The sequence below is a fragment of the Myxococcus hansupus genome (assembly GCF_000280925.3).
Classification (GTDB): domain Bacteria; phylum Myxococcota; class Myxococcia; order Myxococcales; family Myxococcaceae; genus Myxococcus; species Myxococcus hansupus.
This window is the reverse complement of record NZ_CP012109.1, coordinates 1653869-1675558: the sequence shown is the minus strand read 5'-3', so window position 1 is coordinate 1675558 and position 21690 is coordinate 1653869. Positions and strand designations below refer to the sequence as shown.

Genomic DNA, 21690 nt, shown 5'->3' with positions numbered 1-21690 from the left:
CCCTCTCCTCTCCATCGAGTACACCCCCATGAAGAAGTTCATCGTTCCGCTGTCGTGTCTGGTCGTCGCGGCCACGGGCTGCATCCACACGGGCCGGACGCCGGACTGGAATCCCGCCGAGGACGTGCCCCCGGGCACGCGGGTCCGCGTCACGCTGCAGGACGCCCAGGACGCGGAGCGGCGCTCCACCTTCGTGGTGGACCCGCGCAGGAATGTCGTGGTGGAGCGCCTGGATGGGCGCCGCGCTCACGCGCACACGGGCCCCGAGGCGTCATCCGAAGCCGAGACCAAGGCCGCGAGCGGTACCTCTGGGCCCTCCGTGTCGGGAGGCCAGGTCCTCGTGACGATGGTCGTCACCTGCCAAGGCGCGCAAGCCTCCGAGAACGGCTGCGTGGTTCTGGCCATCGATCCCAAGCATGAGACGTCCGGGGACCCGAACCCGATTGTCGAGGAACGGGAGCGCATCGCCCGCACCGAGCGATTCGTGAAGCAACTCGCCGCGGGCACGCTGGAAGCGGCGCACCGCAACGGCCTCCAGGTGCACTTGCCCGCCATCCGGCGGGAGGCGCGGTAGCGCTACCGGGGGGCGCCACCCGGGGCTCGCGCCGGCCCTGACGAGCGGCGCAAGTGCCCTACCGAGAGGCGCCACCCGGGCTCGCGCCGGCCCTGACGAGCGGCGCAAGTGCCCTACCGGGAGGCGCCACCCGGGGCTCGCGCCGCCTCTTCCGGCGCGGAAGGTGCGAGCCCGCCGAGCGTCTCCACGTACTTGGTGGCCACGCGAAGAAAGCGCGCTCCCCGCACGCCGGTGAGGTACTGCCGCTTCATCGCTCGCGTCGCGCCCACGTAGAACATGGCGCGGCGGATGCGCTCGTTCTCCCGCGCCGAGCGCTCGCGAGCCCCCGCCATCCACTGCTCCGCGGTGTCCAGCGCGTCCAGGCCCGCGAAGAACACGATGGGGCACTCGTGCCCCTTGCACGAAAACACCGTGGTGGCGCGCACGTGGTCCACGCCGCTGACGCGGAAGTCCGTCACGTTGCGCCCCCCCTTTCCGCCGTAGGCCTCCGCCGGCACGCCCGCGCGCTTCAGCGCCTCCGTGAACTGAGAGGGCATCACCGGCGCCACGACGAGGATGTCGCTCGGATGGACGCCCTCCTCGCGGATGAGCCGCGCGATTTCGCGAGCGACCTGCCGGGCCTCGCTGGCACTGGACGCGAACCCTCGCACCTGGGGCAGCACGCCGCCGCGCTCCGTGGATTGGACCCGGAAGAGCCCTTCCAGCGTCTCCTCCGGAAGCCAGACGAGCCCTTCACGCGCCAACTCGCCCACCTTCATGTACTCGCGCATGCCGGGCTCGGCCGCGGCGTGCTGGCGCAGCGGGTCCAACACCACGTTGAAGGCCACGTCGAGAATGTCCCGCGTGGCACGGAACGTCTCCTTGAGCACGCGCGTCCGCCCGCGGAATGACAGCCCTTCCGGAAGCTGCTCCTTCAGCGCGTCGATGGGCACCTGGCCATAGACGTTCTGCGAGTCATCCATGAAAAGCTGGAAGCAGCGCACCTCGCGTCCGTCCGGAAGCGCATCCGGACGCACCAGCGCGTGGAGCATGGCCAGCGCCTTGGCGTCCATGTCCTGGGCTTCATCCACGAAGACCCCGTCGAAGGACTCCGGGGCATGGCGGCGCAAGGCCCCCACGTGCTTCACCGTCACCCGGGAGCGCAGCTCGCGCACCCGGAGCCGGCCCGCGCGCTGGGAAATCGCCTCCACGAGCAGCTTGTCCACCAGCGGCGCCAGCGCCCGGTTGAAGAAGGACACCAACACCTGTGCCTCGGCGTGCTCCAACAGGTAGCGCGCCACCCAGTGGGCCAGCACGTACGTCTTCCCGCTCCCGGCCACGCCACGCACCAGGTGATGCCCGTCATCGAAGCGCCGCTCGAAGAGCGACACCTGTTCATGGGTGAAGAGCGGCCGCCCCGTCCGAGCGCCCGAGATTTCCGCGCCCAGGTCCACCGGCACTGGAGGCGGCGGAGGTGGCGGCGCGCGCTGCGGGACGGGCAGCGGCTCCAGCTTCAAGGGCTCCCCTGGGTGAACACGAAGCCGAGGCAGCAGCGACAGGAAGCGCTGGGGAATCGTGGCGGCGCGAGCCTCATCGCGAGAGGCCAACACCAGCAGGTAGTCCTTCGCGCGGCTGGCGGCCACGTTCAGCATCGGCACCAATGTGTGCGGAGGAAACGGCCTGCCTCCGGCGACCGTATCCACCAGCACCACGTCGTACTGGGTGCCCTGCTGACGGTGGATGGTGGAGGCGCTGAAGACGTCTCCGCGAAGGCCCGCCGCGTTGCCCAGCCGGCGCAGCAAGGCCGCCTGCGCGCGGTACGGCGTGACACACAGGACGCTGAGCCCGGAGCGCACCGCTTCCCGCGACAGGGACACGGCGAGGTTGGCGGACAGCTCCCGCTGATATCCCGAGCCCGTCTCCCCGCGCCCATGCGTGAGCCGCTTCGCGTCGCGCGTGAGGCCATCCAGCACCACCCAACCCGCGCGCGTCTCGGGGAACGCCGCCACCGGGGCGGGCCGCTCGGCGCGGGCCTTCACGCCGTCACCATCCTCCAGCGCCCCGCCGTAGCAGAAGTGGCTCACCACCTTCGCGATGTGCGGATGCATGCGGTGCTGGGTGCGCAGCAGCAACACGTCCGCGCGCGCCGCGTCCCGCACCGCGTCTTCCAGGTGGGACAGGCCACTGCCCCGAAGCCACTTCTGCGAGCCCTTCCCAGCGCCCTCGGCGGCGCGGCTCACCGGGCCAATCTGCTTCGGGTCTCCCGCGAGCGTCACCCGCTCCGCCAGTGGCCCCATCAACGCGGTGGCCGCGCGCGTCACCATGCCCGCCTCGTCCACCACGAGTCGCGCGAAGTGCCGCTTCCCCTCCAGCTCCGAGACGAGCCGCAACGCCCGGTGCACGGTGACCACCACCAACGGGCAGTCCCCCTTCTCCACCTCCTTGAGCGTGGGGTCCTTCACCTTGCCGCGCAGGCCGCGCAGCTCCGCTTGGAGCTTGGCCAGCTCGTGCGCCGGACCGCCCCGCACCCGCTGGAGCACCAGCTCCCGCTCGCGCTCCTCGATGCTGGCGCGCAGCTTGCCGCCCTTGGTGTCCTCCAGCGTGACGGTGGGCAGCTTCGCCAGCGCGTCGCTCGCGCCGGTGCCGCCTCGGAAGATGCTGCGCGCCAGGGGCCGCAGGGGGATGGGCTCGCGCTCCAACAGCGCGCTGACGCGGAGAACCAGTTCGTCCGCCGCGCGGTTGGTGGGCGCCACCGCGAGGATGCGCTCCCCCGGGAAGGCCCGCAGCGCACGCGCGATGAGGTCCGCGACGGCCGTCGTCTTGCCCGTCCCCGGAGGCCCCCAGATGCAGCCCCAGGGTTGCCGCCAGAGCCGGTCCGCCGGGAGCAGCAGGTCGTCCTGGGAAGACGGAGGGACCGGAGGGGCTTCACCACACGCCCGGCGCAGGGACTCGGCGAGTGCGTCCTGCCGCTCCTCGTAGGCCGACGCCGCCGCGCACAGGGCCTCGGCGAAGTCGTAGGGGCGGTAACACCAGCGGTCGGCGGACAGCGCGCGGCGGTCCACGTCGTCGCCGTGGCTGGGCGCGGCGAAGACCCGGCCCGACTCGAAGTCCAGGTGGACGACGTCCCCGCCGAAGACACACTCCTCGCCCTGGAAGCCGAGCACCGTGCCGCCCGACCAGTCCGGGTCCGCCGCGGGCCTCGGGATGAGAGACAACACGCCGGGGCCCTGGAGGCTGAGCTCGCGCACGTCCTGGAGCAACTGCGCGCGGTACTGGCTGCGCTCCAGCAACAGCGCCTCGCGCAGCTCCTCGGGGAGATACGCGGGCGGAGACCAGATTTCACGCCGCTTCCCGCTGGCCACCGCGGCCCGCATCGCCTCGCGCTCGGCGGGGCTGACGTCCTCGGGCGCGGAGACATCCCGCGAGGGCACGTCCTCCGCGTCCCGGCCGCGCGCCATCCTCGAGACGAGCATCGGGTTCGGCGCTCGCGCCACCTCCGAGGCACCCTCGAGGGGCACCGGCGCCTGGGGCGCGTCGGCGCGCACCGCGGTCTCCGTCCGCCGCAGCGCCACCTCTTCCTCGCGAGGAGGTTCCGGCACCACGAGCGCGTTGCGCCAGCGAGGCACCGGACCGGCACGCCGCGCCGGCATGGCCTCCGCGGGGGGCGCGTCGTCGTACTCGTTGTTCGGACCGCCGCGCCGCGCCGGCATGGCCTCCACGGGGGGCGCGTCGTCGTACTCGTTGTTCGAACCGCCGCGCCGCGAGGCCACCGCCTCCGCGGGGGGAGCGTCGTCGTACTCGTTCGAACCGCCGCGCCGCGAGGCCGCCGCCTCCGCGGGGGGCGCGTCGTCGTATTCGATGTGCAGCTCGCGCGTGGAAGCGGGCTCGCCGGAAGCACCCGCCTCCGGTTCCGCCGCGTCCCCCGCCCTGCCCCCGCCCGACCCGCCGCTCATCGGACGCGGAGCCTCCACACCTCGCCCACCACCGGCCGTGGGCCCTGGGCGCCACGCGGCTCCGTCACGTCTGGCAGGGCTGAGGGGTGCGGTGCGGCTGCCATGGCGAACACTCTCGAACCTACATTTCGCGACCTACCCACCTGAACAGGTCGCCACATGTAAGAGGGCGGCCAAGGTAGGGGAGGCCTGGATCGCCGTCAATGCACCACACTTCGGGTGCATGCGCGGTGGGTAGGAAGGCAAGCCGCCCCGGTGTACACCCTCTCCAGCCGGGCTTGCTTCCGCGCCCTCCCGATGTTCTGGGAGGAAGCCCTCGCCCCTTCTCCGACATGGCCTATTCGACTCGCTACGCCCATCCCTTTCTGCCCACCACCCGCGCCGACATGCAGGCCCGAGGCTGGGAGCAGTGCGACATCATCATCGTGACGGGAGACGCGTACGTGGACCACCCGGCCTTCGGGCCGGTCCTCATCGCGCGCTTCCTGGAAGGCCGCGGCTTCAAGGTGGGCATCATCGCGCAGCCGGACTGGCACTCCGCCGAGCCCTTCAAGGCCCTGGGCGCCCCGCGCATGTTCTTCGGTGTGGCCGCGGGCAACCTGGACTCGATGCTCAACCGGCTGACGGCCCAGAAGAAGAACCGCTCCGAGGACCAGTACAGCCCCGCGGGCCGGACGAACTGCCGGCCCGACCGCGCCACCATCGTCTACGCGCAGCGCTGCCGCGAGGCGTTCCCCGACGTCCCCGTCATTCTGGGCGGCATCGAGGCCAGCCTCCGGCGCATCGCCCACTTCGACTACTGGAGCGAGAAGGTGCGCCGCTCCATCCTCTTCGACGCCAAGGCGGACCTGCTCGTCTTCGGCATGGGCGAGCGGCCCATCATGGAGGTCGCGGACCGCATGCGCCAAGGCGAGCGCATCCAGGACATCCGCGACGTGCGCGGCACCGCATACCTCATCAACGACGAGGAGATGCGCACCCACGAGGCGGACCCGGCCAAACGCGCCGTGGACCGCAAGACGGTGGTGCTGCCCTCCTACGAGCAGGTCATCGAGGACAAGCGGGCCTTCGCGGTGATGAGCCGCGACTTCCAGATGGAGACCAACCCGGGCAACGCGCGCCCCCTCGCGCAGCGCCATGGCAACCGCGCCATCTTCATGAATCCGCCCGCGCTCCCGCTGGAGGACGGCGTGGGCACCACGGGCGCGGAAGGCGCGTCGGTGGCGATGGACGAGCTGTACGACTTGCCCTTCAACCGCGTGCCGCACCCGATGTACCAGGACCGCATCCCCGCCTACGAGACGGTGAAGCACTCCATCGTGCTGATGCGCGGGTGCTTCGGCGGCTGCACCTTCTGCTCCATCACCGAGCACGAGGGCCGCGTCATCCAGAGCCGCTCCGCGGAGAGCGTGCTGCGCGAGGTCCGCGCCCTGCGCCGCATGGGTGACTTCCGGGGCACCATCACCGACCTGGGTGGCCCCACCGCCAACATGTACAAGCTCAAGTGCAAGAGCGAGGACATCGAGAAGCGGTGCCGCAAGCTGTCCTGCGTCCACCCGGGCGTGTGCGAGAACCTCCAGACGGACCACGGCCCGCTCATCAGCCTGATGCAGGACGTGCGCAAGGAGGACGGCGTCAAACACGTCTTCATCGCCAGCGGCGTGCGGTACGACCTGGCGGAGCTCTCGCCGGAGTACGTGAAGGAGCTGGCCGCGCACCACGTCGGTGGACAGTTGTCGGTGGCGCCGGAGCACGTGTCGCCGCGCGTGCTGGAGAAGATGAAGAAGCCCGGCATCGAGAGCTTCGAGCGCTTCCAGCAGATGTTCGCCTGCGCCAGTGAGGAAGCCGGCAAGGAGCAGTACGACATCCCCTACTTCATCAGCGGCCACCCGGGCTCCACGCTGGAGGACATGGTGGAGCTGGCGCTGTGGCTGAAGCAGAACGGGAAGCGGCCCCGGCAGGTGCAGGACTTCATCCCCACGCCCATGGCCATGGCCACCGCCATGTACTTCACCGGCCTGGACCCGCTGAAGATGGAGCCCGTCTACACGGCGCAGGGACTTCGCGAGAAGCGGCTCCAGAAGGCGCTGCTGCTCTACTGGAATCCGGAGCAGTGGCCGCTGGCGCGCGAGGCGCTGAAGCAGGCCGGCCGCGAGGACCTCATCGGACGGGGACCGCACGCGCTCGTGCCGCCGGAGTCGCCCGGGGAAGCCGCGCGCCGCCAACGCACGGAGCGTGACAGCGCCGAGGGTGCCTCCGCGCCGCGTCAGGACAGCGCGCCCCGGAATGCGCCGCGGGCCGGTGGACGCTCCCGCCCGCCCCGGCCGGGTGGACCCCGCGCCCGCTGAGCGCACGCCCCACCGGGCAGGAGACCCTGCCCGTACGGCTCCGGAATGGGCGGTTGAATAAACCGCCGCCTTTTTCGTCGGGCCTCCACCATGCTCAGCCTTCTCTCCGCGTTGTGGTTCGCGACGGTTCCCCTGGAAGCCTCGGAGCAGCCCGTGGCCCGGCCGCCGCCCCCGCAGTGTCTGTTCGCCCAGGGGCGTTCGGTGTGCGGGTACCAGTGCAAGTCCAATGGGACGCAGACCGCATGCGCCAGGACGCCCTACGGCATCTGTGAGGTGCTGGTGGGCGGTGTGCACTGTTGGGACCCGCCCCTGGCCGCCATCCAGCATCCGCCCACCCGAAGCGTGAAGCCGGAGTGCAAGGAGAGCCGGGGCCAGGTGGCGTGCGGCTACAACTGCCGCCAGTTCAATGGCGAGGTGGCCTGCAACCGGACGCCGTACGGCGTGTGCTCCACGAACTTCAACCAACTGATGTGCTGGGACCCACCGGACGCCGTCATCCACCAGTACGGCGCGGAGACCCCCGCCCCGCGCTGCCTCAACGCCTCCGAGACGCTGGGCTGCGGCTACGACTGCAAGGCCACGCGCACCGAGGTGCAGTGCGCCAACACGCCAGATGGCGTGTGCCGGCTCGACAACCAGCGCTTCAGTTGCTTCGACCCGCCGTCGCTCTTGCACTGCGACCACAGCGCGCCGCCGCCGCCCCGGCACTGAAGTCGCACGTCCAGCGCGGGTGGCTCGGCACGCGTTGCAAGCCCGGAGGGGAAGACAGGCCCCCCCTTTGCGGCGCTTCACGGCTCCAGATAGGGTGCGCCGCCTTTCGCCCCGTCGCGACACACCCAGGAGCACGAAGAAAATGCCGAGGACTACCCAGGAGCAGACCCAGGAGCGCCACACGTTCCTGCTCGACCTCTTCCGCCAGCAGCCGGACGTCAGCAGCAAGGAGGCGCTGGAGTCCTTCAAGCAGAAGTTTGGCGGCACCATCAACATGAAGACCTTCAACCAGCTCCGTGAGCAGGCCGAGGACGAAGCCACGTCCGCCGCTCCCGCGCCGGCCGCTGAGCCCGAGGTCGAAGCCGAGCCCGAGACCGAAGCGGAGGCCGATGAGCCCACGGTGGACGACGCCGCCGCCCGCCTGAAGGCCGCCGCCGCCCCCGAGGCCATCAACGGCTCCGCCAGCGCCCCGGCCAAGAAGCCGAAGGCCAAGAGCAACGGCCCGAAGAACATCTTCGTGGACGCGCCCAAGGAGCACCTCACCTTCCTGGAGGGCATCATCCAGCAGTTCCAGGAGGCCGGTGCCGCCAACATCCGCATCGACCACGCCACCGACCGCTGGATGGTCGTCGTGGTGGACTCGAAGTAAGCCAGACGCCCGCGAGCCCGCGCCGCCTCTCTGGCAGGCGCGGGCCCGCCCCCGCGATGTCCTGGGGACAGCATCCATCCGATGTGGGAGTGGCCCCCGGCCCCCGCGTTGTGGATGAATCGCGCACCTGATGCGCACGCTCCTCATCGCCTCCGTCCTGCTGCTCTCCACCGCCTGCTCCCGCGCTGGCACCACGCGCCCGGACTCGGTGGTGACGCCTCCCGCGCCGCACGCCCCGCTTCCGGAGGGATGGACGTCCTCGCTGTCCCGGGAGCATCCGCTCGTGGGACGCATCTGGGACGTGAAGGCGGCCCGCTTCGTGGACCTGGACACCTTGCGGCAATCGCTCACGGCGGCGCACTTCGTGGTGCTGGGTGAGCGCCATGACCAACCCGACCACCACCGGCTCCAGGCCCAGCTCGTCCAGGGCATCGCCGCGTCGGGGAGGAAGCCCGCGCTCGCCTTCGAGATGCTCGACGTGGGCCAGCAGGCCGCGGTGGACACGTCGCTCGCGAAGGCACCGGGCGACGCGGACGCGCTTTCGACCGCGGTCAACTGGGGGGGCAGTGGCTGGCCGGACTGGGCGCTGTACCGTCCCGTGTTCGCCTCGGGACTGGAGGCGGGCCTGCCCATCGTCGCGGCCAACCTGCCTCGGTCCCAAGTGAGGGACCTGGTGATGCGCGGCCCGGAGTCGATGGCTCCCGAGCTGCGCCAGCGATTGGGCCTGGAGACGCCGCTCCCAGAGGCCGTGGAGCAGGCGATGCTCGAGGAGCAGGAGGAAGCCCATTGCGGCCATCTGCCCAAGGAGATGCTCGGGCCCATGGTGCAGGCACAACGTGCCCGGGATGCGCAGTTGGCGGACCGGATGCTGAGCGCGGACACAGGCCAGGGCGTGGTGCTCATCACGGGTAACGGGCACGCGCGCACGGACCGGGCCGTCCCCGCGCAGCTCGCGAAACGCGCGCCGGGAAAGGACGTGCGCGCACTGGCCCTGCTGGAGGTCTCCGAGGAGCTTCTGAAGCCGGAGGACTACGTGGCCTCCCTGGGCACGGAGACCCTGCCTTTCGACTATGCTTGGTTCACCCCGGCGGTCCCCATGGAGGACCCGTGCGCGGCGCTGCGCCAGCGCACGCCGAAGTGAGGCGGCTCCTTCACTGACAAAGCAGCAGACGGGTCAGTCCATGGACTGAGAACGCGTTTGACAACTGCCGTCGAGTTCGGCGGATGCGTGCGATGAAACAGCCGAACTGAGGGAGCGAGAGGCGGATGTCCGCGCCCCGCCCCCCCCTGGACGTGAAGCTGCTTCAATCCGTAGAGCCACACCTCACAGAGAGCTCAGGCATCACTGGTAGTCGGCCCACTGCCTGTCATTCGGCGACAAGTGGGTCGAGCGCGTGAACACCGCGCTCTTCCCCACCGCGTCCGCATAACCAATGGCCCGGTCCAGCGTGCAATAAAGCGCGTCGTTGCCATCCACCTTGAGACCTTTGCAAGTCAGCAGGTCGCCGAGCTTCAACGAGCCCCCACTGACGCTCCAGGCGCCGGTGCGTTTGAACATACGGGAAGAAGGAATCTCCGCAGTGTAGCCATTTGAACGCACAGTCCCCGTGCCCTCGGCGTAGTAGACGATGAAGCTCTTGTCCTGCTTCAAGTAGACAGTCGCTGCGAACAGGTTGATGCCATCCTGCCGCGCGGGGAACGCAGCCGCACCACCCGGGGCGCCAGCGTATTTCTCATAGGCGAACTGCGCGTAGTACTCGCTCGCCGGCAGGCCATTCACCATCGGTTCCGTGGGAGTCTCCCCATCTCCATCTCCAATCCCATCCCCTTCTCCATCCGGATTGGGCGGCTCCGAGTCACCACCACAGGCAACGAGAATGACTCCGAGGGAGAGTCCAACAAGCGCGCACGGCCAACGGCGGAACGACGTATTCAAGGGATGATTCCTTTGATCCAAGGGTTTGCTCTCGCGAATCGCGGCCATGAACTCACGGCCCCAACAGCGCGAAAACTCCGACGAGCACCCGCGAGCGCCATCGGCCCCACTGAGACCGTGCATCCGGTGAGTTAATTCACACGCAACTCACCGCTCGGATGATTTCACACTTTGAGAACTTGAAAAGAGGGAGGCAAGAACCGCACGCGACAAGTGTTTCACGCCTGAGCACCCTGCGACGTATTCATTGTCTCAGCGGCATCACCTGCAAGCGTCGGCAGGACAAATGGCCGCCGGCCCGGATGCTCGAGTGGCCCCGACAGCGACTCCAGGATGGGATGCAGCCTCGTCCTGCCGCGGAGGCTTGCCAGTCCCTATGGAACGGAGGTTTAAGCTGCCTCGCCATGACGCCTTCGCTGCTCGCCGCCTCGCTGGTCCTTGCCCTGGGACAAACCCCGGATGTCGTTGCCACGAAAGCCAGCCCCACGGACGACGCGTTCCTGCAGGCGCGTCTTTCATTCCTCGCCGGGGACACGGACTTTGGTGCGCCTGATGCAACCACCCGGTTCCACGTCGCGCTGGACGCACGCACGGCGGAGCTGACTTCGGGCCTGCGCGCCGAGGCCGCGCTGTCGCTGTTCGTCAATCCATCGGGGTTTCAAGGCATTGCCTTCCACGACAACGCCAGCTACTTCCGCCTCCGCTACCACCCGTCCTCCTGGGCCCCTGATGAAAACCTGTCGCTGACAGTCTTCCCGGTGAGCTCGACCCGTCTCTACATGGGCTACGAGAACCCGGTGGTCTGGGGGCGCACGGCCACCCGCACACGTCGCGAAGAGGGCGGTGAACCCGGCCTGGAGCTGCGTCTGTCACGCCAGCGATGGGAGGTCTTCGCCGCCGCCAAGGCCCCCCGAATGGCCAACGGACAAACGCTGGAGAATGAGCGACGCCTGATGCTGTTGGCGGGCGCTGGACTGAACCTGACACGAACGTTTCGGGTGGAAGTCGAGGCGGCCCATTTCGACCGGAGCCCCTCTGGAACTCCAGCGGAAGGAACCAGGGAACTCGACCTCAACACGCTCGGTGTGTCGGGACGCGTGCTGTGGCGGCAAGGCGTGCCCGTGGGCACCAACGTCGACCTCGCGCTCTACGAGGGAGACCCGACTTTCTTCGAGCGATTCTTCGCACCCGATGTCTATCCGGGCGGCTTCGGGGCGCACCTCGCCATGGAGGGGAGTTTCATCTCCCAACGACTCCTGGACGCGGATGCGTCCGAGCCGGGAGTCACTCGTCGGCAGCCGGCCCATGCCGCCGCGCTCGTGGCCCGCTTCAAGTGGGACCTGCTGCGGGTCCATGCGCTCGCATACGCCAAGACTCCGGCCTTCATCTTCAGCGACATGCCGGGTTACCCACCCGGGATGACGCTGCGCGACCGGATGCAACCCAAGGCGGAGCGCTCCGCCACGGTGGGGGCGGATTACCATCTGCGCGACTGGGGCATGACGCCCGGTCTGCTGCTACGAGCCACCCTGCCCGCGAGCCTGGCGTCGCCCTTCCTGTCGTCTGGGCTTCCCTCGGGAGATGCCATCGTTCGAGACGTCGGGTTGCTATCGTTCCTGCCGGAGGGAGCGAAGGCAGGCATCGCCCTGACCGCCAAGGCAACGGCGCGTTGGGATTTGGGAGAGGTGGCCGGTGTGCTCGCGGAGGTCTTCTACACGCGAGACCCGAACCGCACCCTCTTCGAGGACGATGTCACCGGCGTGGCGCGCGTCGTCTTCGACTCGCCGCACGCGGTGGGCGGAAACCTGCTGCTCCAGGTCCGCCTGTAATCACTCTCAATGCATGAGAAACGCAACACCGGTGTCGCAGCAGCGCCGTGAGACAATATTCCTGGCGATAAATCCCCTGTATAAAAGGACCTCACTCCTTTCTTCAGGGACGGCCAATGATGGGTTGGAGAAACGTCGTGGTGCTCGCCGTGGGAATCGGGGGGGCCGGACACGTCGCGGCCGCGCCCACCGTGTCCATGGACACCGTCAACGCTGGCGCCCCTGTCTTCCGCGCCAGCGGAGACACCTCCACGGTCCGCCGGGATGCGAACGGCCGCACGCAGTACCTCGTCGACCTGCACGACGCCGCGACGAGTCGCATGCCGGCGTCCGCCGCGCCCCCGTCGGATGGATTCTCCGACGCCCAGGACGTGACGGCGCGGCATCTCGTCGATGATCTGCGTTTGGACTTCGGCGTCCTCCCCACCGCGATGACCAGCTTCGTCGGGAGGAGCTTCACCGCCTTCCTGACCACCGGGCAGGTGGCGCGGCTGCGCAGGGATGCTCGCGTCCAGCGGCTGACCGAGAACGGCGCTGTCGAACTCAGCGCGGTGTGGACGAACACCGGGACAACCCCCACCACCCCCTGGGGCGTCCACGCGGTCGGCGGCCCGAGGGTCAGCTCCCGCTCACACACCGTCTACCTGCTCGACACGGGCGCGGCCCCCCACAGCGGCTTGCCGTTCCTCGACCGGCTCGCGGCCGTTCCTGGCCAGTCCCCCACGGGCTGCTACCCCCATGCGAACCACGTGGCCGGAATCATCGGTGCCCGGGCGACGACCGTGCCTTCGAGCGTGGTCGGCGTGAGCTCGGGCGCGGCCATTGTCTCCGTCGCTGTCGGGCGCGGGGGAACCGCGACCGCGGGGTGCTCCTCCGGCTCCGATGTCGCCGATGTCGCCTTGGGGCTCGACCTCATCTACTCACGCATCCGCGCGTCCGGACGTGTGGGGATCGTCAACATCTCGATGAACTCCCCGCACTTCAACGAAGGCCAGACGCTGGGCGACAAGCTGCGGATCCTGGCAACGCCGAACCCCGCGGTGGGCTACCCGGGAGCCTTCATTGCCCAGTCCGCTGGAAACAATCACGCGGACGCCTGCGTCTACGCCTACAACGCCACCCAGGTGAGTGACGGCATCATGGTGGTCGGGGCCATTGACGACAATGGCCAGCCCGTCGCGCCCTTGAATGGCACGAACCGGTTCCGCAACGCCCCGCTCGCGGACAGCGAGCCGGGCTCCAACTTCGGCGCGTGCGTCGAGATCTGGGCCCCCGGGAATGTCGTGCGGTCCACCTGGTCGGGTAACAGCTACACCCACCTGTCGGGAACCTCGATGGCGGCCCCTCACGTCGCGGGGGTCGCGCTCCATCTGGCGGAGACGCAAGGCCTGACCACGCCCGCACAAATCGAGCAGGCGGTGCGAGCGAAGCGTGTCACGCTCCCGGGCTCGACCGCGACCATTCCGAACCTGAACCTCCAGGGGCCGTTCGCGCAGCCCACGGTGGAGCTCGCCGTCGGCGACACCGCGGTCGGCCATTTCGAACGATTCCACACCGATACGTTCGCCGTCCGCTACGATTCGTTGGGCGCGGCGAGCTGCAACGTCCGCGCGTTCAGGAACGGGCTCGCCTGGTTCCAGCTCAACAACCTCCTGCCGAAACAGACTTTGTCCGCGAATACGCTGGCGGCAGGGCAGTACCGGTGGCTGGTGGAGTGCACGAACGCCAGTGGGACGCGACGCACCAGCGCGGAAGCGAACGCGACCATCCGTCGCGCGGTCACCGGGGTCGCGTGGTACGTCAAGAGCACCAGCACGGGCAACGTCTGGCAACGGTTCACCGGAGACCCCTCCGTGGTGAACCAGAATCGGTTCACCTGGGACGCGGGAACGCCGATGTCCTACCGCTACGAGAGCATCGACGCCGACACGTGCGTGGTGCAGTCCATCGGCATCCAGGGCTTCAACAGGGGTGGGCCGGAACTGTGGAACAGCGGTCCGTATCCCACGTCGCTCGACTTCGGGACGCACGTTCTGCCGAACCCGCGGACCGAGCCGCCGCCGCTCGGGCCCCATGACCAGATTCGCTGGAGGGTCGAGTGCAGGAACGCGGCAGGCAGCGTCATGGCGGCGACGGTCCACGGGACGCAGTCACTCTGAGCCACGTGCCGCCGCGCCTCCGTCCCCACGCGAGGCGCGGCGTGCTCACCCACCCCGCAGCACCGCGAGCGCGCGCAGGAAGTCCTCCGGCAGCGGCGCCTCCACGCGGATGAGCTGCCCGGAAGTGAGACTCGGCAGCTCCAGCATGAAGGCATGCAGCGCCTGACGTCCCAACGCCTGCGCGGCGGCATGCGTCCGCGCCTCGGGCGCGCCGTACAGCGAGTCCCCCAGCACGGGGAACCCCGCCTCGGAGAGTTGCACGCGAATCTGGTGCGTGCGGCCGGTGTCCAGGTCGATTTCCAACAGGGCCGCGTTGGCGAAACGCTCGCGGACCTCGTAGGACAGCGCGGCCCTGCGCGCGGACGGCACGCGCGTGGTGAAGCGTCGGGGGTCCGCCGGGTCGCGGGCATAAGGCCCCTCCAGACGCCCCTGCGCGGGGGGCTGCCCCAGCACCAGCGTCCAGTACCGCTTGTCCACGCGCTTCTCCTGGAAGGCGCGCAGGAGCGCGGCGGCGGCGACGTCCGTGCGGGCGAAGGACAGGCAGCCGCTGGTCTCCCGGTCCAACCGGTGCACCACCCCCGGAAGCGCCTGGCCCTCCACGTCGAACGGGGGCCGCTGCGCCGCCAGCAAGCCCACCACCGAGGCCGCGCGGCCTTCCGGCTCCACGACGATGCCCGGGGGCTTGTTCACGATGACCAGGGCCGCGTCGTCGTGAAGCACGGGCAGCACGGGCCCCTCGGCGGACACCTGGGGCGCGGCGCGGGGCTCCGGGCGTTCAAGCTCGATTTCCTCTCCGCCCCACAGCTTGCGCGTGGCCTGACACTTCTTCCCGCGAATGCGAACCGCGCCCGAGTCAATCAAGGCGCGCGCCCGCTCCAGGCCGAGGCCCGGCACCTGCTTCGACAGGAAGCGGTCGAGCCGCTCCCCCGCGGACTCACGAGGAACCTGGACCTTCTGATGCGCCATGCGCTGTGCGTCCCTCAACCCGGCAAGCGAGTCAACGTCCACGGCACCCGCCCCGCCCCTCGAGCGAGCGACCATCGCTTGCCGTGCGAGGAAAGCCCTCGGAAGATGCCAGCAACCCACCCCCTCCCCTCCCGTGAAGAACCTCTGCCCCACATGTCGCACGCCGCGCGCGGACACCGGGCCGGGCCCATGCCCCACGTGTGGCGCGGGCGCCTCGACGGGCGAGGGCGTGGGCGGCCCTTTCATCCCACCCGAGCCAGACCTCTCCGGTGAATCGATGGGTGGGTTCCTGCTGGTGCACCGCATGGGGACGGATGACACGGGCGCGCTGTACGCGGCGGAGGGCCATGCCGGTCCCTGCGCGGTCCGGGTGCTGCCCTCTCGCGTGACGGCGGACGCGGCACGTCGAGCCGCCTTCCACCGCGAGGTCGAGCTGCTCCGAGGTCTCCGGCACCCGGGCCTCATCCACGTCGTCTCCTCGGGCGAGGAGCGCGGCCGGTGTTGGTACGCGATGGTGCCCCTGTCCGCGCCCGACCTGCGGACGCGGCTGGATTGGGTCAATGCCCTGCCCTGGCCGGAGGTGGAGCGCATCGCGTTCCAGCTCCTGGATGCGCTGGGCGCCGCGCATGACGCGGGGCTGGTCCACGGAAACCTCAGTCCCGAAAGCGTCCTGGTCGGCGCGAATGGCGCGAAGCTCTGGCGCTTCGGCCTGGGCGTGATTCCCCCCGGCGCGCATCGGTACCAGGCCCCGGAACAGCGTCAGTGGGGCCGCGCGGTGGTGCAGTCCGACCTGCATGTCCTGGGGCGCCTGCTGCACGAGGCCCTCACCGGCGGAGAGCCCGGGAGCCAGCCCCTCCCCCGAGGCGTGCCGCGCCGGCTGCGCCGGTTCTTGGAGAGGCTCCTCTCGGAGCGCATCGAGGACCGGCCCGACAGCACCACCTCCGCGCGGCGGCTGCTGACCCAGCGCTTCCCCATGGGCCTGCTGGCCGTGGGTGGCGCGATGCTGGTCGCCCTGGGAATGTACGCCTTGCAGGGCGCGGCCTGAGCGCACCTGCGCTCAGAGGCGGTGAAGCTGGGTGTCGGACATGCGGTGCTTCGGCTTGCGGCGGATGAAGCGGTTCGCGTCACCGCGCCGGTAGCAGGTGATGAGGCGCTCTTCGTCGTTGAGCAGCACAATCCATCCGCTCGCCTGCCGCGCCACGTCCATGCGCCGCCAACCCCTCGGCAGGTCGCGCTCCAGCACCGTGACGTGCGTCATGCCACTCGCGCGCGTGCGGCTGCCGAACTCCAGGATGAAGTCGAGCACGTCGTCACGAAGCTGCCGGAGCGCGCTGCGCTCGACGAAGTGACGCGTGAGGGTGAACGCGGACGATTCGGGCTGACGGCAGACGGGCATGATGCGGGCTCCTCGTGCCCGCAAGCCATTACACATGGCGTTCCAAGGGCCTTCGCTCGGGATTCCGCGAACTTGGACGCCGCCGCCGGCGGTGCCGCGAGACAATCCGTCAATTTCCGAGCGGGCGTGTGACAGCACGGCGCACGGCGTCCCGAGACAGGGTGCCCATGCCCCGGATGGTGTAGACGAGGCTCCGTGAGTCCCACATCGAAGCCGTCCCCCACAGAGCTGCTCCAGGATGCCACCCGCCGCTACGTGCGCGGGTACAGGTCGGCCGCCCTCTGTGCCGGCATCACATACGGGGGCACGCACCATGTGGAGGCACTGCGAGGCCGGGGCGCGCCTCCCGCAAAGGACACGCTCTTCGCGCTCGGCGAGCTCACCCAGGTCTTCACGGGCGCGCTCCTCGCGCTGCTCGTGGACCAGGGGAAGGCACGGCTCGACATGCCGTTGTCGGAGGTGATTCCCCGGCCGCTGCTCCCGGACGAAGCGGCGGGCCGCATCACCCTGGAACAGCTCGCCACGCACACCTCTGGGATGCCGCACCTGCCGCCCAACCTGGAGACCGGAGCGCAGAACCCCGAGGACCCCTTCGGCCACTACAACGCGGGACTCTTCGGCGATTTCCTCCGGAGCTACCACCCGGAGTGGCCTCCACCGCGCCGCCACGCCGAGTCCCTCATCGGCATGGGCGTGCTGGGCCATGCCCTCTCCCGGCGCGCGGGGGTGAACTACGGCCACGCGCTGAGGGACCTGCTCTTCAGGCCCCTGAGCATGTTGGACACCTCCCTGCGGCCCACCGACGAACAAGCACCACGCCTGGCCGTGGGCCACACCGCGAAGGGAATGCCCGTGCCGGCGTGGACCTTCCCCGCGATTCCAGGCGCGGGGGCCGCGTACTCCACCGCGCCCGACCTGCTGCGGTTCCTCGACGCGAACCTGGGCCAGGGGGACGCGAGCGTCGTGCGCGCCCTCCGGATTCCGCAGGAGCCGCGTGTGACGGCGGGGCCCCGGCACGCCGGGCTGGGCTGGAACGTCACGCAGGTGCGAGGCCAGCCGGTGGTGTGGCGCTCCTCCGTCATGGGCGGCTACACGGGGTTCCTCGGCTTCGCCGTGGCGGCGAATGCGGGCGTGGTGCTCCTCGCGGACCACGGCTGGTCCTTCTTCGCCGCGCTCCGAGGACGCGTGCCCCTGGAAGCGCCAGGGCTCTCGTTGCTCTTCCAGCTCCTGCCCCCGAAGTGAGCACCTTTCGCGGAAGGCAGCGCAACTTCCGCGAGGGCCGCGTGTTGGAAGGGGCATGAAACCGAGCCTCCTCCTCGCCCTCGCGGCCTGCGTCCTTTGTGCGTGCTCGCCGGACACGTCCACCGACGACATGGATTCGGCGCCGGACTCGGGCGTGGAGGCCCCCGACGCCGGAGGAGACGCCCAGCCCGACGCAGGCACGGAAGAACCCGACGCGGGCGCCCCCGAATCCACGGCCCTGGTCTTCCCCCAGAACGACGCGAGCTGGCTCAGGGTGGACCCGGCCAGCGCGGGCTGGGACGCGGCGAAGCTGAACGCCGTCATCGACTTCGTGGGCTCGCGAGACACCCGCGCGTTCGTCATCCTGCAAGACGGACGCATCCTCGCCGAGCGCTACTGGGGCTTTGGCCTGAATCTGCGACGGGACATCGCCTCCGCGCAGAAGAGCGTCATCGCGGTCCTGGTCGGAATCGCCGTGCAGAAGCAATTGCTCACGCTCGACGAAGCCGTCTCGGAGGTCCTGGGCACGGGCTGGTCGAACGCCAACGCCGCGGCCGAGGCCCGCATCACCGTGCGGCACCTGCTGACCATGTCGAGCGGCCTGACGCCCACGCTCACCCGGATGGCCGAGCCTGGCGCTGTCTGGCTTTACAACAACGACGCCTACCACCGGCTGCGCCACGTGCTCGAGCGGCGCACGGGCATGGGCATCCAGGAACTCTCCAACGCCTGGCTCTTCCAACCCCTGGGCGCGGTGAACAGCGCCTGGTACGCACGCACGGACCTGGACAGCAAGGGCCTGCCACTCTGGGGCCTCAACATGAGCGCGAAGGACCTGGCGCGCTTCGGTTTGTTGATGCAGGCCCAGGGGCGCTGGAACGGCACGCAGGTCGCTCCGGCGGCCCAGCTCGCGTTGGCGACGCGGCCTTCCCAGACACTCAATCCCGCGTATGGCCATCTCTTCTGGCTCAATGGACAGGACTTCGCCCTGGTGCCCCCGGGCCACGCGCGCCTCGAAGGCGCCCTCCTCCCCAGCGCACCGCCGGACCTGTACGCGGGGCTCGGCAAGGATGACCAGAAGGTCTACGTGGTGCCCTCGCTCGGGCTCGTGGTGACGCGGTTGGGGCCCCAGGCAGGGGAACGGAGCGCGGAGGCCCTCTCGGACTTCGACGACACGCTGTGGTCCATGCTCATGGACGCGCGACGCTGAGCACGCGGCCATGAGGTTTGCGGTTCAACCTCTCAGCGGCGCAGGGGCAGCAGGTCCCGGATGCGCGCGTCGCGCAAGAAGAGCCCGGCCCAGGCGACCACGCCCAGGAGGATGGGCACGATGAACGCGTCCGACACTCGCACGTGCGTCGCGGTGGCCCCGCCCAGGTAGCCAGTGATGAGGATGGCGCCCAGCACGGAGGTCCTCGGCACCAGGTAGACGAGGACACACAGGAGCTCGACGACACCGATGGGGAGCAACACCTCCGCGGAATAGCCGAACGTCTGGAAGCCCTGGAGCGCCTCGGGCGACGGGTTCAGCTTCTGCACGGCGCTCAGGGTGAGCAGGGCCGCGACGAGTCCCGAGAAAATACGTCCCAGCCAGAGCATCCACGGCTTGGAGGTCACTGCGGACTGAGGAGCGGACGACGCGACGGTCGACATGGAAGATGCGTCCTGAAAGAGGAGGGCCTGAAAGGCCCGCGGATCTAACGCCCTCCGCATTTCTCCACAAGTGAAGCACGCCGGCCAGGGAAGGCACCCACACTCCCAGGCCGGCGCCCTCCTACGGACTGCCCAGGTGCCGCTCCAGCACCTCGGCCTGGGACAGCGGCGCGAAGGTCGGCTCAAGCAGGTACGCATGTTGATATTGACGCTGGCGTTGCCCGCGCGCTCCCACGTGCCCGTTGTCCACACGAGGGGACAACGGAACGAGGGTGAAGCCCACTGTCTGGCCAATGCCCGCCGTCTTCGGGGCCGTGTAGGCCCCCGCGTTGATGAAGGTGAGCGCGTTTGCGAACAGGGGAAGGACCGCCGACTGGTAGACACTCCAAGCCCAGCCGCACCTGAATCACGCGCACGCGCGAAACCGCGGCGCCTTCGCGCTGTACCATTCGCCTCTCATTGAAGGCCGGGGGGCTATCCAATGACTGTGCTGAACGCGCTCCGCGCGAGCATCGCGTCACGCTTTCCATCCATCCCCTATCCGGAGCCGACGTCGTGGGCCTTTCAGCCCGCGGCCCTGCTGGCCTTCGCCACGCGGGTGACGGACGCCTACGCGGCCGACTCGCGGCGCGTGGACATCGGTGCCGCGGGCTCATGGGAGGCGCTGCTCGCACATGCCTTCGAGGTCCACGAAGCAGTGCGGCCGCTCCTCGCCATCACGTATTCGACGCGCACCGTCTACGACAGGCCCGAGGACATCGTCGCGGACCTGGAGCGGGGCCGGCTCGAAATCAACACCGAGCATTGCGAACACCCGCTGTGGACGCCGGAGGAGAACTGCATCTTCCGCATCGCCCACGATGTGATTCCCCACGCCTTGTACCTGCGCCCCTTCTCACTGGAGGGCGAGGTCCTCGCGTTCCATGACCACGTGCGACGAGCGCCCGCCGAGGCCCGGTTGGCGCTCTTCACGGAGATCTTCGGCTACGCGGCCATCCGGTACTCGACGGGCGTCTATCCAGCGCACCAGAAGTGCATCGTCTTCCCGGAGCTCCTCGCGGCGTACGAAGCCGTCTTCCTGCCCTCGGGCGCCGCCGGCGCGTGACAGGCGTCAGCGCCGGGTCGTCTTCTTGCGCGCGCTGCGGGCCGCCGCGGTGTTGCGGACGAACTGCTTGCCGCGCCGGGAGCCCGCGCGCTTCTTCCGCTCCGTCGCGCGCTTCTGGGCGGGGGTGAGCTGCTCCCACGCCTTCTTCGGCAGGTAGCGCGACGTGACGGCACCATGGCGGGCGCGGGTATCGCCTTCTTGCGTCTGCCACGCCTCCGCGGTCCAGGACGTGAGCGACTTCTGCGTCCCGCTGCGTCCGCCCCGATAGCCACCGCCCTCCTTCTTGTACTCGGCGGCCACGAGCTGCGCCTTGCGCGCGCTCCATTCGCCCGCGCGGCCTCCCTTGCTGCCTCGCAGGATGCGCTCCTTGATGCGCTCGCGCAGCTCCGGGTCGGTGTACCGGCCACCGCTTCGGGAAGCAGTCTTCCGGGCAACGGCGCGCCTGGCCGTCCCCGCCTTCCGGACGGCGCTTCGGCGCCCGGAGGACGTTCGCGGCTTCGTGGCGGTGCGTGAGCGCTTCTTCGTGGCCATGGGCCCTCCTCGCGGCGTGTCCGCTCCTGCGGCCCCAGCAGACTGGGAATGACGGCCACCGTCCGCAAGCGAGGACGCCCGCGACGACGCGGGGACGCGAGGGCCTCGGCCGCTCCCCTGCCTCATTTGGGCCGGGGCAGCGCCGCCATCTCCTCGGGGTCCACCGGCACGGGCAGCTTCGTGTACGAGAACACGAGCGACGTCTCGATGCGGCTCACCTCGGGACGGTTGGTGAAGGACAAGATGGTCAGCCGGCGCAGGTGCTCCGTGTCGCGACACACCACGTGCACCAGGAAGTCCGTGCTGCCGCCCAGGCAATACACGGCCACTGTCTCCGGCAGCGAGCGCAGGTGGTCGCCGATGCTGCCGAAGGCGTGGTCGACGTGGAGCCGCAGTTGCACGGAGATGAGCGCCTGCAGCCCCAGTCCCAACGCGCCCGAGTCCAACTCCGCGCGGTAGCCTTTGATGAAGCCTTCGGACTCCAGCTTCTTCACGCGCGTCAGGCACGTGGAGGGCGCCAGCCCCACCTGCGCCGCCAGCTCCTTGTTGGACAACCGCGCATCCTTCTGGAGCGCGGTCAGAATCGCGCGATCGATTCGGTCGAGGGGTGTCATTGCGGGCTCCCAGTCGAATTTCATTCGATAGATAAAGCACTGCTC

Annotated in this window: 18 protein-coding genes; 11 read left to right on the top strand and 7 right to left on the bottom strand. The window is 69.6% G+C overall.

The features are described from left to right. The first annotated feature begins 28 nt into the window (after nucleotides 1-28). Nucleotides 29-574, top strand: a complete 546-nt coding sequence (locus tag A176_RS06975; RefSeq protein WP_002634806.1) for a hypothetical protein — start codon at nucleotides 29-31, stop codon at nucleotides 572-574. A gap of 113 nt (nucleotides 575-687) precedes the next feature. Here the strand turns inward: A176_RS06975 and A176_RS06970 are convergent, their stop codons facing one another. Further along, nucleotides 688-4506, bottom strand: a complete 3819-nt coding sequence (locus A176_RS06970; RefSeq protein WP_002634808.1) for an AAA family ATPase — start codon at nucleotides 4504-4506, stop codon at nucleotides 688-690. A gap of 332 nt (nucleotides 4507-4838) precedes the next feature. On the opposite strand from A176_RS06970, the gene A176_RS06965 reads away from it, so the two are divergent. The 4 genes from A176_RS06965 (at nucleotide 4839) to A176_RS06950 (ending at nucleotide 9355) form a co-directional block, all read left to right on the top strand. Next, the gene (locus tag A176_RS06965; protein ID WP_002634253.1) at nucleotides 4839-6854 is read left to right on the top strand and encodes a YgiQ family radical SAM protein; all 2016 of its coding nucleotides are present in this window, start codon (nucleotides 4839-4841) and stop codon (nucleotides 6852-6854) included. A 90-nt stretch (nucleotides 6855-6944) separates the two neighbouring features. Then, nucleotides 6945-7565, top strand: a complete 621-nt coding sequence (locus tag A176_RS06960) for a hypothetical protein (RefSeq protein WP_002634254.1) — start codon at nucleotides 6945-6947, stop codon at nucleotides 7563-7565. 142 nt (nucleotides 7566-7707) lie between these two features. Next, nucleotides 7708-8214: a hypothetical protein gene (locus A176_RS06955; protein ID WP_002634255.1), complete on the top strand. Its 507-nt coding sequence runs from the start codon at nucleotides 7708-7710 to the stop codon at nucleotides 8212-8214. 130 nt (nucleotides 8215-8344) lie between these two features. After that, on the top strand, nucleotides 8345-9355 hold the full coding sequence (locus A176_RS06950) for a ChaN family lipoprotein (protein WP_002634257.1): 1011 nt from the start codon (nucleotides 8345-8347) through the stop codon (nucleotides 9353-9355). A 201-nt stretch (nucleotides 9356-9556) separates the two neighbouring features. On the opposite strand, the gene A176_RS06945 is transcribed toward A176_RS06950, so the two are convergent. Then, on the bottom strand, nucleotides 9557-9997 hold the full coding sequence (locus tag A176_RS06945) for a hypothetical protein (protein WP_002634259.1): 441 nt from the start codon (nucleotides 9995-9997) through the stop codon (nucleotides 9557-9559). Nucleotides 9998-10554: 557 nt separating this feature from the next. Here A176_RS06945 and A176_RS06940 point away from each other — a divergent pair. After that, nucleotides 10555-11979 carry a hypothetical protein gene (locus A176_RS06940; RefSeq protein ID WP_002634260.1) on the top strand — a complete coding sequence of 475 codons (1425 nt, stop codon included), beginning with the start codon at nucleotides 10555-10557 and terminating at the stop codon, nucleotides 11977-11979. A 116-nt stretch (nucleotides 11980-12095) separates the two neighbouring features. Continuing rightward, entirely contained in the window at nucleotides 12096-14138 is a 2043-nt protein-coding gene (locus tag A176_RS06935; protein WP_082282699.1) for a S8 family serine peptidase, read from the top strand. A gap of 45 nt (nucleotides 14139-14183) precedes the next feature. Here the strand turns inward: A176_RS06935 and A176_RS06930 are convergent, their stop codons facing one another. Next, nucleotides 14184-15104, bottom strand: coding sequence for an RluA family pseudouridine synthase (locus A176_RS06930; protein ID WP_002634262.1), 921 nt, complete (start codon nucleotides 15102-15104; stop codon nucleotides 14184-14186). Nucleotides 15105-15381: 277 nt separating this feature from the next. Here A176_RS06930 and A176_RS06925 point away from each other — a divergent pair, with 277 nt between their 5' ends. Continuing rightward, nucleotides 15382-16149, top strand: a complete 768-nt coding sequence (locus A176_RS06925; protein WP_002634263.1) for a protein kinase domain-containing protein — start codon at nucleotides 15382-15384, stop codon at nucleotides 16147-16149. Nucleotides 16150-16161: 12 nt separating this feature from the next. Here A176_RS06925 and A176_RS06920 read toward each other — a convergent pair whose 3' ends face one another. Then, a complete protein-coding gene (locus A176_RS06920; RefSeq protein WP_002634264.1) occupies nucleotides 16162-16500 on the bottom strand; it encodes a hypothetical protein in 339 nt (112 codons plus the stop codon). Nucleotides 16501-16695: 195 nt separating this feature from the next. Here A176_RS06920 and A176_RS06915 point away from each other — a divergent pair, with 195 nt between their 5' ends. After that, complete coding sequence (locus A176_RS06915; RefSeq protein ID WP_044889554.1) at nucleotides 16696-17742, top strand: serine hydrolase domain-containing protein; 1047 nt, start codon at nucleotides 16696-16698, stop codon at nucleotides 17740-17742. A gap of 55 nt (nucleotides 17743-17797) precedes the next feature. Beyond that, complete coding sequence (locus tag A176_RS06910; RefSeq protein WP_002634266.1) at nucleotides 17798-18952, top strand: serine hydrolase domain-containing protein; 1155 nt, start codon at nucleotides 17798-17800, stop codon at nucleotides 18950-18952. 32 nt (nucleotides 18953-18984) lie between these two features. Here the strand turns inward: A176_RS06910 and A176_RS06905 are convergent, their stop codons facing one another. Beyond that, nucleotides 18985-19395 (bottom strand): DoxX family protein, encoded by a 411-nt coding sequence (locus A176_RS06905; RefSeq protein ID WP_002634267.1) that lies wholly within the window; start codon nucleotides 19393-19395, stop codon nucleotides 18985-18987. 481 nt (nucleotides 19396-19876) lie between these two features. Here A176_RS06905 and A176_RS06900 point away from each other — a divergent pair, with 481 nt between their 5' ends. Then, entirely contained in the window at nucleotides 19877-20500 is a 624-nt protein-coding gene (locus tag A176_RS06900; protein WP_044889555.1) for a hypothetical protein, read from the top strand. Nucleotides 20501-20506: 6 nt separating this feature from the next. On the opposite strand, the gene A176_RS06895 is transcribed toward A176_RS06900, so the two are convergent. Both A176_RS06895 and A176_RS06890 read right to left on the bottom strand, forming a co-directional pair. Beyond that, the gene (locus tag A176_RS06895; RefSeq protein ID WP_002634270.1) at nucleotides 20507-21031 is read right to left on the bottom strand and encodes a hypothetical protein; all 525 of its coding nucleotides are present in this window, start codon (nucleotides 21029-21031) and stop codon (nucleotides 20507-20509) included. A gap of 122 nt (nucleotides 21032-21153) precedes the next feature. Continuing rightward, nucleotides 21154-21645, bottom strand: a complete 492-nt coding sequence (locus tag A176_RS06890) for an Lrp/AsnC family transcriptional regulator (protein ID WP_002634271.1) — start codon at nucleotides 21643-21645, stop codon at nucleotides 21154-21156. Between the last annotated feature and the right edge of the window lie 45 nt (nucleotides 21646-21690).